The 13,578-nt window shown below is 60.6% G+C and carries 13 protein-coding genes, 1 tRNA gene and 1 pseudogene; 2 read left to right on the top strand and 13 right to left on the bottom strand.

The window, feature by feature from the left end:
* Positions 1-41 precede the first annotated feature (41 nt).
* The 6 genes from ftsY to PAF17_RS09800 form a co-directional block, all read right to left on the bottom strand.
* Positions 42-1,121, bottom strand: coding sequence for a signal recognition particle-docking protein FtsY (gene ftsY / locus PAF17_RS09825; RefSeq protein ID WP_271888920.1), 1,080 nt, complete (start codon positions 1,119-1,121; stop codon positions 42-44).
* A 114-nt stretch (positions 1,122-1,235) separates the two neighbouring features.
* A complete protein-coding gene (gene pgi / locus PAF17_RS09820; protein WP_271888919.1) occupies positions 1,236-2,852 on the bottom strand; it encodes a glucose-6-phosphate isomerase in 1,617 nt (538 codons plus the stop codon).
* Positions 2,853-2,870: 18 nt separating this feature from the next.
* Positions 2,871-3,542: a 6-phosphogluconolactonase gene (gene pgl, locus PAF17_RS09815; protein WP_271889067.1), complete on the bottom strand. Its 672-nt coding sequence runs from the start codon at positions 3,540-3,542 to the stop codon at positions 2,871-2,873.
* A gap of 2 nt (positions 3,543-3,544) precedes the next feature.
* Positions 3,545-4,996: a glucose-6-phosphate dehydrogenase gene (gene zwf, locus PAF17_RS09810; protein ID WP_271888918.1), complete on the bottom strand. Its 1,452-nt coding sequence runs from the start codon at positions 4,994-4,996 to the stop codon at positions 3,545-3,547.
* A 60-nt stretch (positions 4,997-5,056) separates the two neighbouring features.
* Positions 5,057-5,596, bottom strand: coding sequence for an RSP_2648 family PIN domain-containing protein (locus tag PAF17_RS09805; RefSeq protein ID WP_271888917.1), 540 nt, complete (start codon positions 5,594-5,596; stop codon positions 5,057-5,059).
* Positions 5,593-6,789, bottom strand: a complete 1,197-nt coding sequence (locus PAF17_RS09800) for an RSP_2647 family RNA methyltransferase (RefSeq protein ID WP_271888916.1) — start codon at positions 6,787-6,789, stop codon at positions 5,593-5,595. The genes PAF17_RS09805 and PAF17_RS09800 overlap by 4 nt, the downstream gene beginning before the upstream one ends.
* 168 nt (positions 6,790-6,957) lie before the next feature.
* On the opposite strand from PAF17_RS09800, the gene edd reads away from it, so the two are divergent.
* Positions 6,958-8,760 carry a phosphogluconate dehydratase gene (gene edd, locus PAF17_RS09795; RefSeq protein WP_271888915.1) on the top strand — a complete coding sequence of 601 codons (1,803 nt, stop codon included), beginning with the start codon at positions 6,958-6,960 and terminating at the stop codon, positions 8,758-8,760.
* A 38-nt stretch (positions 8,761-8,798) separates the two neighbouring features.
* Here edd and PAF17_RS09790 read toward each other — a convergent pair whose 3' ends face one another.
* Genes PAF17_RS09790 through PAF17_RS09765 form a run of 6 tightly spaced genes read right to left on the bottom strand, consistent with a single transcriptional unit; the run spans position 8,799 to position 13,014 of the window.
* Positions 8,799-9,257, bottom strand: a complete 459-nt coding sequence (locus PAF17_RS09790; RefSeq protein WP_271888914.1) for an arsenate-mycothiol transferase ArsC — start codon at positions 9,255-9,257, stop codon at positions 8,799-8,801.
* Positions 9,258-9,260: 3 nt separating this feature from the next.
* Positions 9,261-9,740, bottom strand: a complete 480-nt coding sequence (locus tag PAF17_RS09785) for a UPF0262 family protein (protein WP_271888913.1) — start codon at positions 9,738-9,740, stop codon at positions 9,261-9,263.
* Positions 9,737-11,050 (bottom strand): histidinol dehydrogenase, encoded by a 1,314-nt coding sequence (hisD, locus tag PAF17_RS09780; protein ID WP_271888912.1) that lies wholly within the window; start codon positions 11,048-11,050, stop codon positions 9,737-9,739. The genes PAF17_RS09785 and hisD overlap by 4 nt, the downstream gene beginning before the upstream one ends.
* Positions 11,051-11,086: 36 nt before the next feature.
* Complete coding sequence (locus PAF17_RS09775; protein WP_271888911.1) at positions 11,087-11,563, bottom strand: DUF2948 family protein; 477 nt, start codon at positions 11,561-11,563, stop codon at positions 11,087-11,089.
* Positions 11,563-12,843 carry a UDP-N-acetylglucosamine 1-carboxyvinyltransferase gene (murA, locus tag PAF17_RS09770; RefSeq protein ID WP_271888910.1) on the bottom strand — a complete coding sequence of 427 codons (1,281 nt, stop codon included), beginning with the start codon at positions 12,841-12,843 and terminating at the stop codon, positions 11,563-11,565. Before murA ends, PAF17_RS09775 begins: the two co-directional genes overlap by 1 nt.
* A complete protein-coding gene (locus tag PAF17_RS09765) occupies positions 12,844-13,014 on the bottom strand; it encodes a hypothetical protein (RefSeq protein ID WP_271888909.1) in 171 nt (56 codons plus the stop codon). It abuts the gene before it with no gap.
* A 140-nt stretch (positions 13,015-13,154) separates the two neighbouring features.
* On the opposite strand from PAF17_RS09765, the gene PAF17_RS09760 reads away from it, so the two are divergent.
* Positions 13,155-13,229, top strand: a tRNA-Thr gene (locus PAF17_RS09760).
* Between the two features lie 236 nt (positions 13,230-13,465).
* Here the strand turns inward: PAF17_RS09760 and PAF17_RS09755 are convergent.
* Positions 13,466-13,578 (bottom strand): annotated as a pseudogene (locus PAF17_RS09755) (IS5/IS1182 family transposase); the annotation flags it as partial.

The raw sequence follows: 13,578 nt of genomic DNA, 5'->3' as shown, positions 1-13,578 counted from the left end.
CTCACCGAAAAGCCGCGCCTAAAGGCGCGGTGCAAAATCTGTCACAGACCTACCAGGGCGCGCGCAAATTCTTCGGGGTCGAAGGCGTCGAGATCATCGATCTGCTCGCCCACGCCAATGGCATGAATCGGCAGCCCGAACCGGTCAGCCAACGCCACCAGAACACCGCCACGCGCCGTCCCGTCCAGCTTGGTCATGACCAGACCCGACACATCGGCAAGGTTGCGGAAGGTTTCGACCTGCCCCAGCGCATTCTGGCCGGTCGTCGCATCCAGAACCAACAGGGTGTTATGCGGTGCCGAAGGATCCTTTTTGCGAATGACCCGAACGATTTTGGCCAGTTCCTCCATAAGATCCTGACGGTTCTGCAAACGACCAGCCGTGTCGATCAGCAGAAGGTCTGCACCGTCGGCTTCGGCCCGGGTCATGGCATCAAAGGCCAGACTGGCGGGGTCCGATCCCTGCGCGGCGACCATGACCGGAACGCCGGCCCGCGTGCCCCAGACCTGCAATTGCTCGACCGCAGCAGCCCGGAACGTATCGCCTGCGGCAATCACGACATTCTTTCCGGCGGCCTTGAACTGGCTGGCAAGCTTGCCGATGGTCGTGGTTTTTCCCGATCCGTTCACTCCGACAACCAGAACCACCTGCGGCCTTTTCGGATAAATGGGCAAAGGCCGTGCAACGGGGGTCATGATCCTTGCGACCTCGGCGGCCAGCAATTCCTTCAGCTCGCGGGATGTGACCCTGCGACCCATGCGTCCTTCGGCGATATTCGCGGTGACTCGAAGCGCCGTTTCAACACCCAGATCCGCCTGAACCAGCATATCTTCCAGGTCTTCCAGCATGGCATCATCCAATGCCCTGCGAGGCTCATCCGGCGCGGCTTCGGATTTGCGAAACAGCCGCCCGACCAATCCCGTTGATGGCGGGGTGGATTGCGGGCGCGGATCGGGCGTATCAGTCGGCGCGGCTGCCACCTGTGGCGGATCATCCGGCGCCGGGGTGGCAGCAGGGACACGCGCTTCGGCATCCCCGTCATTGACGATCTCGTCAAGTCCGTCGCCGATCTTCGTCGACGAACGTGTCAGCCGCTCGCGCAGTTTGTTAAAAAACGACATATCCGCATCCCTATTCGTCCGGGCCACCCTAATGCTTTGCCGCGACAAGGAAAAGGCAGTGCGCCGCACGCACTGCCCCGATCTTGGCCTCGTCGACGAAGGCATTCGAAGGTATCAGGCTTGATAGCGCAATTCCCTGAACAGCCGGGCCAGATGGCGCGTGGACGGATCATGGTCGTCACCCATGCCCCCGCTGAGCAAGGGTTCAACCTGCAAGGCCAGCTCCTTGCCCAGTTCGACCCCCCATTGATCATAGCTGTTCAACCCAAGGATCACGCCTTCGACAAAGACGCGATGTTCATAGAGTGCGATGATCTGCCCCAAGGCAAAAGGCGTCAGTTGCGGAATCAGCAGAGTGGTCGATGGGCGGTTCCCCGGGAACACCCTGTGCCGGGCCTGGCGGTCCAGTTCGGCACCCGTCAGACCTTTGGCCGCCATCAGCTTGCGCGCCTCTTCCAGATCGCGCCCGCGCATCAATGCCTCTGACTGCGCAAGGCAATTGGCAGCCAGCAGGATATGATGATGTTCCAGTTCCGGTTCATGCCCGCGCGCCGCCAGAATGAACTCGCACGGGACGGGCGTCGTCCCCTGATGGATCAGCTGATAAAATGCGTGCTGCCCGTTGGTGCCCGGCTCACCCCAGACGACCGGACCTGAATCGATCTCAAGATCGCTGCCATCCATGGCGACACGCTTGCCGTTTGACTCCATTTCCAGCTGTTGCAGATATGCGGGCAGACGCAGCAGGCGATTGTCATAGGGCAGCACTGCACGGGTCGGATAACCGCAGACCTGATGATGCCAGATCCCTGTCAGCGCCAGCAGGACCGGAAGGCTCTGCGCTAGAGGTGCTTGCCGGAAATGGGCGTCCATTGCGGCGCCACCCGCCAGAAAATCGCTGAAGTCATCGGCGCCCACGGCCAACATGACCGACAGCCCGATCGGCCCCCAGACAGAATAGCGCCCACCAACCCAGTCCTCGAAACCGAAAACCCGGCTGGAATCGATACCGAATTCCGATGTCTTGTCGACAGCCGAGGATAGCGCCACGAATTGTGCCGCCGGATCGGTGACGCTGCCCGCCATCCAGTCACGCGCGGTCCGGGCATTGGTCATCGTCTCGATGGTCGTAAAGGTCTTGGACGCGACAATGACCAAAGTCGTCTCGGGATTCAGCCCTCGAAGCGTATCGGCAATATCCGCGCCATCGACATTGGACACGAAATGCGTGCGCGGCCCATCATGATAAGGTGCCAAAGCAAGAGCAGCCATATACGGACCAAGGTCAGAGCCGCCGATGCCGATATTGACGACATCGGTGATCTTGCCACCCTGTCCTGCATAGCTGCCATCGCGCAACGCGCCCGCAAAAGCCGCCATGCGATCGAAAGTCTCGCGCACCTTGGGCATGACATCCTGCCCGTCCAGCGTGACCGAACCGCTCAGATTGCGCAGCGCCGTGTGCAGCACCGCCCGATTCTCGGTCTCGTTGATACGCGCGCCCGAAAACATCGCGTCACGACGCGCCTCGACCCCGGCTGCTTCAGCAAGGTCCAGCAACAGGTCACGCGCGGTGTCATCGATGGTCGTTTTCGACCAGTCGAACACCAGCCCATCAGCCGAGGTGCAAAAAACCTCGGCCCGCGCCGGATTAGCGTCAAACAGGTCGGAAATGCGCAGGTCTTCCTGCGCCGCGCGGCAGGATGCCAGCCGGGTCCAGATGTCATTCATCACGAATATGTCCCTTGTTCATTCCGCCCAATGGACGGTCGCATTGTCCAAAAAGGCGCGGATCGGCGCCTCGATCGGGTCAAGCTTTTGTGCGCGTTCCAGCGCCTCGCGCTTTTCCGGTCCCATGATCAGAACATGCGTGTGCATCGCATTGCTCAGGACCGATCGCGTCAGGGTGATGCGTGGTTCTTCCGCCCCTTCGGCGCGAATTGGCATCAGCATCGGGCTGTCCTTGGCAAGGGCCTGCGCCAGTCCGTCGGCCCCCGGAAACAGGCTGGCCGTGTGCATATCGTTGCCCATCCCCAGCAGTGCAACTGTGATCGGCAAATGCGGGGTCAGGGCTTGCCCCAGATCAGCGGTCGCATCATCGGGTTGCGCGTCTCCGGTGAACAGATCGATATAGCGCGCGCCCGCCGCACGATCCTTTAGCAGATGGCGCCGAAGCAGGCGGCTGTTGGACCGCTTGTGATCGCCATCCACCCATCTTTCGTCCCCCAGGAATACAGTGACGCGTTCCCATTCGATATCTGTTCCGCTGAGGGTTTCGAACACGGGCGTCGGGGTGGTGCCGCCGGGAACGCAGAGACTGGCATCTCCTCCTGAACGCAATTGCTGCGCCAGCTGCGAAGCCAGCTTGTCGGCCAGCGACAGGGCCAGCATTTCGCGATCGGGATATTCCTTCAATTCCATACTCATGATCGGATTTCTCTCCAACGGCGATTGTCACGATGCATCAATCTAAGCGCTTCATCCGGTCCCGAGGACCCCGCATCATAAGGCTCGGGGGCCTGCTTGCTGTCTTCCCAGGCGTTGATGATCGGGTCGGTCCAGGCCCAGGCGGCCTCGACCTCGTCTCCGCGCATGAACAGGGTCTGGTTGCCCCGGATCACATCCATGATCAGGCGTTCATAGGCATCCGGCATGTCCTGACCTTCCGCACCAAGCGCATCGGCAAATGACATGTCCAGCGGCACCTGGACCAGACGCATACCGCCCGGACCGGGTTCCTTGATCATCACCTTGAGGTTCATACCCTCGTTAGGCTGCAATCGTATGACCAGTTCATTTGCCTTTGGCGCACCGGTGTCATCGAAAATCGAATGCGGCGGCTCTTTGAAGGTGATGGCGATTTCGCTGGTGCGCGCGCGCAACTTCTTGCCAGTCCGCAGGTAGATCGGCGTGCCCTGCCAGCGCCAGTTCGAAATCCGCACCTTCATCGCAACATAGCTTTCAGTGCGTGAATCGGGATTTTCGCAATCCTCGATATAACCCGGCTCATCGCCATCGGGCTGATACTGGCCGCGAACGATGTCATTGGGGGCGACCGGCTCCAATGCCCGGATCACCTTGAGTTTCTCGTCACGAACGGCATCGGGGTCAAAGTGATATGGCGGCTCCATCGCGATCAGGCATAGCAGCTGCATCATGTGGTTCTGAACCATGTCACGGATGGCGCCGGACTTGTCATAATAGCTGCCACGCCCCGCCACACCAACGGTCTCGGCGACGGTTATCTGGATGTGGTCGACATATTGCGCATTCCACAATGGTTCGAACAGGATATTTGCAAAGCGCACCGCCATCAGGTTCTGGACGGTTTCCTTGCCCAGATAATGATCGATCCGATAGATCTGCTGTTCCTGAAAATGTTGCGCCAGGGTCGCGTTCAACGCCCGCGCGCTTTCCAGATCGCGACCAAAGGGTTTTTCAACGACAATACGGCTGTCTTCATCGGCAATACCGTGCCCGGCCAACCGCTCGGCGATGTCACCAAACAGGGATGGCGCGACCGAGAAATAGAAGGCATGGACGGCCCCGTCCCGCATCCGCGATTTCAGCTCTTTCCAGCCGCCCTCGCCCTTGGCGTCAATGGGGGTATAGCCCAGCAATTCAAGGAATTGCGCCAGACGCGGATCGTTCTTCTTGACGCCCGCAAATTCCGAAATCGCCTTGCCGGCCTGATCCCGAAACGCCTGATCGTCCTGATCGGTGCGGGCCGCCCCGATGATCTGCGAGGTTTGTGGAATTTGACCGGCCACAAAGCGCCGGAACAGACCAGGCAGTATCTTGCGATGAGCAAGATCACCGGTGGCACCGAAAATGACCAGATCGAAGTCATCGACCGGAATGACGCGCGAGACCATGCTGTCCTCCTTCTCGTCAGCACTTGCCATAGCCTTTGTTAGCGATAACAGCAAGGCGGTTCAACCTTTCATCGATTTGGCCAGCCGTGGCAGCCGGCTTCGTTTTAGCATCTGGGTCAATGAAATCTGCCCCCCCATCGTCACAGCCTTTTCATGCGCCCGGACTACGGCATTCGAGATAGTCATCCGATCCATCCCGGCAAGCCCCAACAGGAAAGCATCGGGATGCACCGCAGCGACCCCTGCCCGCCGCATCAGATATCCGGGGAAGTCACGCAAATTGGCAGTCACGATGGTTTCCGCCCCGCCCGCCAGCGCCGATTCGATGACATGCCGGTCCGCAGGATCCGGCAGATCCCAATCAATCAGACGATCACCATCATCGCGCACCGCCGCAAGCGGAAAACATGCGGTAAGGACCGCGATCTCACCGGCGGCGATTACCCCCTGTTCAGGGCCAAGCCGCTCGGCCGCCAGCCGCCATTCATCCAGAATCCGCTGGGACCAGATCGGCGTGAACAAGCCGCTTCCGGCAACATCGATCAGGATTTCGCGGAGGATTGTCGGAAACAGGACATTTGCGTCGAGAACAACCTTCATTCATCCAGCCGGAAGAACAAGGCCTTGAGGTATCCGGTCTCGGCCAGTTGCGGCAAGGTTGGATGGTCGGGCCCGGCCTGCCCGCTGTGGATCTGCACACCGCGACGGCCGCCGCGCCCGATCCCGCGCGCACTCGCATTCCTGAACTGGGTCAGATCCGCGGCATGCGAGCAACTGCACAGCGCCAGATAACCGCCCGGCTTGACCAACGGTGCCGCAAGCTTTGCCACGCGTTCATAGGCACGCAGACCGGCTTCAAGCGATTGCCGCGAGGGCGCAAAGGCCGGAGGATCGCACACCACCAGATCGAAGCGACGCCCCTCTTCCGCCATTTTCTCCATCGCCTTGAACGCATCGGACTGAACCGTTTCCAGCTTGTCTTCCCGTCCGTCCGCCACGGCGCCCTGCCGGGCCAGCTCGATCGCGGCCGCGCTGCCATCAACACAGGTCGCGCTGGATGCACCAGCGGCCAGAGCGGCAAGCCCGAATCCACCGATATGGCTGAACACATCAAGCATATCGCCGCCCGCTGCCAGCCGTTGCGCGAAGGCATGGTTGGGGCGCTGATCAAAGAAGATACCCGTTTTTTGCCCGCCCATCAGATCGGCCATATAGGTTGCACCATTCATCTGCACCGGGATCGGGTTGGCCGGTGCCTGACCGACGAGAACGTCCATCCGCTCGGGCAACCCTTCCAGCCCACGCGCACGCCCCTGCCCGTTCAGGATAACCGAACTGACCCCCGTCACGGCAACGATGGCATCAGCAATCACCGAAGCCATCCGATCAGACCAGGCAGCATTTGGCTGCATCACCGCGACATCGCCAAATCGATCGACAATCAGCCCCGGCAGGCCATCGGCCTCGGCATGGACCAAACGATAGAATGGCGCCTCGTACAGACGTTCACGCATGGTCAACGCGACGCGCAGACGCGCCCGCACCCAATCTTCGTCGATCTGCGCGGACAGGTCGCGATCCATGACACGGCCAACAATCTTCGAGGCCGGATTGACCGACACCAATGCCAATGGCCGCCGCTCGGGATCTTCAAGTATTGCGAATTCTCCTGGCGCAAGATTTCGTGTGCGTCGATCCAGCACGGCTTCATCGGCATAGACCCAAGGAAAACCGTGACGGATCGCCTGAGGTTTGGATTTCGGGCGCAAACGGATAACGGGCAGATCGTTCATGGCGGAATATTCCTTTCCCTGCCGATCTCGCATGACATCCCGCAAGGCACAAGAAGCAAGCTTCCGCAAAGCCGCATCGTCGCGCAGGTTTCATGAAGCGCGAAGGCAAAGGTTGAATCGTTACCGCTAACATAGTATTCATTGCCCAACGCCAGAGGAGCCCAGCAGATGACCCTGAATGCTACGATCGACCGCGTAACCGACCGCATCAGATCACGCTCGCAAGCCAGCCGCGATGCTTATCTGAAAAAAATCGACAAGGCTGCCGAGGACGGCCCGCGCCGCGCGCATCTGTCCTGCGGCAATCAGGCCCATGCCTTTGCTGCCATGACCAACAAGGACGATCTGGCGACCACACGAAAGCCGAATATCGGAATCGTCAGCGCCTATAACGACATGCTGTCGGCGCATCAGCCCTATGAGCGCTATCCCGATGTGATCCGTCGCATCGGCGACCGGATCGGGGCCACCGTTCAGGTTGCAGGGGGCGTTCCTGCGATGTGCGATGGTGTCACACAGGGACGCGCAGGAATGGAGTTGTCGTTGTTTTCCCGGGATGTGATCGCCCTGGCCGCCGGCGTGGCATTGTCGCATGACTGCTTTGACGCGGCGCTGTATCTGGGTGTGTGCGACAAGATCGTGCCCGGACTGGTGATTGCGGCGGCGACCTTCGGGCATGTCCCGGCCGTGTTCCTGCCGGCCGGTCCGATGCCGTCCGGCTTGCCAAATGACGAGAAATCACGCGTCCGCCAGCAATTCGCAGCCGGCGAAGTCGGTCGCGATGCGCTGATGGCCGCAGAAATGGCCTCTTATCATTCACCCGGCACCTGCACCTTTTACGGAACGGCAAACAGCAACCAGATGCTGATGGAGTTCATGGGCCTGCACCTGCCGGGATCGAGCTTCGTGAACCCCAACACCGAACTGCGCGACGCCCTGACCGCAGCGGCGGTTACACGGGCAGCCGCGCTGACACGGCTGGGCAACGCATACTTGCCCGCCGGCCATATCCTGGACGAAAAGGCGTTCGTGAATGGGATCGTCGGCTTGATGGCCACGGGCGGCTCTACCAATCTGGTCATGCATATTCCGGCCATGGCACGCGCTGCGGGAATCCATATCGACATCGAGGATTTCCACGACATTTCCGAAGCTGTTCCCCTGATGGCCCGCGTCTATCCCAACGGTCTGGCCGATGTGAACCATTTCCACGCGGCTGGCGGCCTTGGCTATATGATCCGCCACCTGCTGAAAGCGGGGCTGCTGCATCAGGACGTCAAGACCATCAACGGCACCGGGCTGGACGGTTACACCGCCGAGCCCAAGCTGCGCGGAGGTGAACTTGACTGGGAAGAGGGCAGCGACACATCACTGAATGAAAAGATCCTGCGTCCCGTTTCAGCCCCATTCGCGCGCACAGGTGGGCTCAAGCAGTTGCAGGGCAATCTTGGCCGTGGCGTCATCAAGATCAGCGCTGTCGCGGATGACCGCCATATCATCGAGGCCAAAGCCCGTGTCTTCTCGGATCAGGAACAGGTCAAGGCCGCCTTTCGCGCCGGCGAGTTCACCGAGGACACTGTGGTCGTGGTCCGCTTTCAGGGTCCGCGCGCCAATGGTATGCCCGAGCTGCATTCATTGACCCCCACCTTGGCTGTCCTGCAGGATCGCGGCCTGAAAGTCGCCCTGTTGACCGACGGGCGCATGTCGGGCGCCTCGGGCAAGGTGCCCGCCGCGATCCATGTTTCCCCCGAAGCGTCGGCCGGGGGACCGCTGGCCCGCCTGCGTGACGGCGACATGATCCGATTGGATGCAACCATGGGCACGGTCGATTGTCTGGCAGAAGATTTCGAAACCAGAACGCCGGCACCGTTCGATGGCAGCTACAGCGCAGAAGGCATGGGCCGCGAGATGTTTGCCGCGTTTCGCGCCGTCGCGGGGCCTGCGACGGCGGGTGCGGGCGTCGTGGTCTAGCGCGGCTGACCTGAACCGGACGGTTCCGCCACGCACACTCATGCGGTTGGCGGGCCGAACCTTGCGATCATCCGGGTTTCGATCTGGTCGCGGGTCTGGCGATACAATGCCAGCTTGGCGTCGCGCCCCTCGGCCATTCCGGACGGATCCATGATCGGCCAGTATTCTATATCCAGATGGAACAACCGTGTCATTTCAAGGGCCTGTCGCTGGCTTGCCGGCGACAACGCCACAATCAGGTCAAACCCGCCCAGATCATCGCCCCATTCCTGCATTTCATCAAAGCTTCGGCTGCGATGGGCGGAAAGCGTGATGCCGATTTCCTCGCAGACAGATATTGCGAAACCGTCGATTTCCATATCGTTCTTGACGCCCGCCGATTGCACATAGGCCGTATGACCATAGAATTTCTTCATCATCCCCTCGGCCATGGGCGAGCGAATGGCGTTATGGTCGCAGCAGAACAGGATCGAATGCGGTATCTTGTCCTGCGCCATACCTCAGGCCTGCGGTATCAGCGCACAGATCAGGGTAAACAGACGTCGCGCCGTATCAATATCGAGATCGGCCTTGCCTTCCAGTCGATCCTGCAACGTACGCGCGCCTTCATTGTGAATGCCGCGCCGCGCCATATCGATCGCCTCGATCTGTGCGGGCGGCAGCTTCTTCACCGCATCGAAATAGCTTTGGCAAATCTGGAAGTAATCCTTGACCACCTGCCGAAACGGCCCGAGGGACAGGTGAAATTCCGCCACTTTTTCATTCGCATCGGAGCTTAGGTCGAAAACCAGCCGGCCCTCGCGAATACACAGATCCAAGGCGAACGGCCCGTCAGGTGTGGCCTGACCTTCGCGCCCCGGCAGGGAAAAGCTGTTATCCTCCAGCAAATCGAAGACGGCGACCTTGCGCTCCTGTTCCATTTCCGCAGTTGCGGGTGGCATGGCGGAATCATCGATCTGTATGCGGATCAGACGGCTCATTCCTTTTGCCTTTCATTCAGCTGAACCAGACGAGCTTCAACCGAAGCGCCATGCGCCTGCAAGCCCTCGGATGCGGCCAGTCGCATCGCCGCGGGGCCGATCGCAGCCAAAGCCCCCGGTGTCAGGCGTGCAAGCGTGGTCCGTTTCAGAAAATCCATCACTGACAGCCCCGAGGAAAAGCGCGCAGACCGCGCGGTAGGCAGAACATGGTTCGGGCCGCTGACATAATCTCCGACGGCTTCGGGCGTGTGTGCCCCCAAGAAGATCGCACCCGCGTGAACGCAATCCTGCGACAACGCCTCGGGGTCGTCGACACACAGTTCCAGATGTTCGGGTGCGATCCGGTTCGACAATTGCGCGGCTTCCTGCAAGTCGCGCACGATGATGATGGTGCCATAGTCACGCCAACTTGCGCCGGCGATCTCGGCGCGCGGCAAGGTCGGCAGGATTCGATCCACCGCCCCTGCCACCGCATGGCCCAACGCCGGATCGGTGGTCATCAGGATGGATTGGGCATCCGCATCATGTTCAGCCTGCGCCAACAGGTCCAACGCCAGCCAGTCAGGGTTCTGCGCCCCTTCGGCAATGACCAGCACTTCCGATGGCCCCGCGATCATATCGATTCCGACCCGCCCGAAGACCTGCCGCTTGGCAGCCGCGACATATGCGTTCCCCGGACCGGTGATCTTGTCGACCGGCTCGATGGTTTCGGTCCCATAAGCCATGGCCGCAACCGCCTGCGCGCCACCGATCCGATAGATTTCGTCAACGCCCGAAAGTTGCGCCGCAAGAAGAACCAGCGGATTCAGCACGCCATCCGGCGTCGGCACGCATACCACCAACCGTTCTACCCCGGCGACACGGGCGGGAATCGCATTCATCAACACCGATGACGGATAGGCCGCCTGCCCGCCCGGCACATAAAGGCCCGCCGCCGATACCGGCGTCCAGCGCCACCCCAGGGTCGCCCCGGAATCGTCGACCCAGCTTTCATCCCGTGGCAATTGCCTTTCGTGATAGGCCCGAATCCGCTCTGCGGCCAATTCCAGTGCCGCGCGATCCTCGGCGGATACCTTGGCCACCTGCCGGGCAATTTCAGCTTCGGTGATCCGCAACCCGTCAGGGTCAAGCTGCAGCCGGTCGAAACGCGCGGTCAGTTCGCACAACGCCAGATCGCCTTCCGTCCGCACCCTGGCGACAATACCGGCCACCGCGTCATGCACATCGGTCGAATCCTCGCGCTTGGCCGACAGCATTTCAATAAAACGCGTTTCGAAATCGGCATCTGCAGTATTTAGCGTGACCGGCATGGCTGTTCCATCATTCCTGATTCATCTATCCACCCCTTATTCGGGGTGCTTGGGGGCCTTGCCCGAGGGCGCAAGATATGGCCGGGTCACATCGCGAATATCCAGATTGATGCATTCCACCTCGGCGACCAAAGCGCCGTCACCCGCGAAATCCAGCGTCAGACGACCGGTCCCGTCCTCTCCGGCCTGCCAGCCAAGTGCAAGCAACTCCAGAACGGTATCGGCGTCACGGTCGATCCCGTCGCTCTTCAATCCGGTTACATCGCTGATGACCAACAAGCTGCGCACGCGTTCAAATCCGCGACCTTCCGCGCGGGCGCGGTTTGCATCTTCCCAGCGGAACCGGTTGATCAACAACGCCAGGCGGCGCGCCTTGGGATCATAGCTTATCTCGGATGCAGGCAGAACCGCGTCCTGAACAAGGGCGCTCAGGATCTGAAGATCCTGTTCGTCCTCGGCCTTGAGCAACAGCGGGCGTTCGTCTCCGTCCGCGAAACGGGCGTCTTCAACCATCAGACCTGCTCCTCTTCCTTGACGCGCTCGATATGGGCTCCAACGCCGCGCAATTTGCGCACGACATGTTCGTACCCGCGATCCAGGTGATAGACACGGCTGACCGTGGTTTGCCCCTCGGCGGCCATGCCTGCCAGAATCAGGCTGACCGAAGCGCGAAGATCGGTGGCCATGACCGGCGCGCCACGCAGCTTTTCAACACCGGTGACGGTCGCATGCCCGCCGTGAACCTCGATCTGTGCGCCCATCCGGGTCAGTTCGGGGGCATGCATGAAGCGATTTTCGAAGATAGTTTCTTCCAGTCTGCTGGTGCCTTCGGCCATGCACATCAATGCCATGAACTGCGCCTGAAGATCCGTCGGAAATCCGGGATAGGGCTGGGTCGTGACATCGACGGCGCGCACGCGGCCATTGCGGCGCGACACTTTCAAGCCGCGGGGGGTTTCCTCGACATCGATGCCGGCCTCGTCCAGCTTTTCGCAAAAAGCCGATAGCAGGCTGATCCTGCCACCCAGACACTCGACCTCGCCGCCACACATCGCCGGGGCCAGCATATAGGTGCCCAGTTCGATCCGGTCAGTGACGACCGGATGGGTCGCGCCATGCAGCGTCTCGACGCCCTGGATGGTGATGGTGCTTTCGCCCTCGCCTTCGATCTGCGCCCCCATGCGGCGCAAGCATTGCGCAAGATCGACGATTTCGGGCTCACGCGCCGCGTTTCGCAGAACCGTCGTCCCCTTGGCCAGAGTCGCAGCCATCAGCGCGTTTTCAGTCGCACCCACGGATACCAACGGAAATTCCACGACAGCACCGCGCAATCCGGATGACGGCGCTTTGGCATGAACATAACCATCGCGCAGATCAAGCTCGGCGCCCATCGCCTCCAACGCTTTCAGGTGCAGATCGACCGGCCGCGCGCCAATCGCACAGCCCCCCGGCAATGAAACCTCGGCACGCCCATCGCGCGCCAGCATCGGACCAAGCACAAGAATCGACGCCCGCATCTTGCGCACGATATCATATTCGGCCCTGTGGCTGGTCAGGTCATGGCTTGACAGCGCCAGAACCTGACCGTCCTGCAATGGCGCAACCTCGGCCCCAAGGCTTTGCAGCAGCGCCGTCATGGTGCGGATATCAGACAGGCGCGGCGCATTGGTCAATGTCAACGGCTGATCGGTCAACAAGGTTGCCGGCATCAGTGTGAGACAGGCGTTCTTGGCGCCCGCAATCGGAATTTCACCCTTTAGCGGGCCATTTCCCTGAACGATGATCTGATCCATCTAGCTATCGTCTCCGCCTGTCTCGCTGCCTTTGTCCTGTTCCTGATCGACCTGCTCGGCACGCGCCCGCGCCTGGGCCTTGCGCCGCTGCAGATTCGCGCGCAGCGCAGCCCGAAGCCTGTCTTCGCGCGTATCGTTTCCGTTTTGTTTGTTCTTGGATCGATCAGTCATCTGGTTCTGTTATCGCTGCTGGGCGTCGCAGTCCAGCAATGCCGCATATGTTCGGCCAGATGACGCCGCCAAAAGCCAAAGAAAATTTGCGATGCCCCCTTGCGCCCTCCGGCCGCATTGTCTAAACGCCCCTCCACGATGCTGTGGTAGCTCAGTGGTAGAGCACTCCCTTGGTAAGGGAGAGGTCGCGAGTTCAATCCTCGCTCACAGCACCAGTTTATCCCGTTGGTTTGCGAGAACTTCCTGATTTATCAGGGCTGTGGCCTGCCCCAAATTGATACAGGGCATGAATACATGGGCTTGAGAATGGCGACACCTTAGAAGCATCCTGGGTCGGGCATGTTCTACGTCTACGAGCGGATACCTGCCGCCGTGGTCGATATGGCAAAGGGAAGAACAGCGGCGGTTCCTGTGGACGGTCAGTCCATCACCATCAAGCTAGGGTCAGGATTCATAACCAATAGATTACGGTCGCCGCGAGGGCGATGGCCGATAGGAACACCACGGGGCATCGGTCATAGCGGGTCGCCACACGCCGCCAATCCTTGAGGCTGCCGAACATGA

It is taken from the genome of Paracoccus onchidii (assembly GCF_028294535.1).
GTDB lineage: Bacteria > Pseudomonadota > Alphaproteobacteria > Rhodobacterales > Rhodobacteraceae > Paracoccus > Paracoccus onchidii.
Note: the sequence above shows the minus strand (reverse complement) of the source record. Positions and strands in the feature narration are given on the sequence as shown.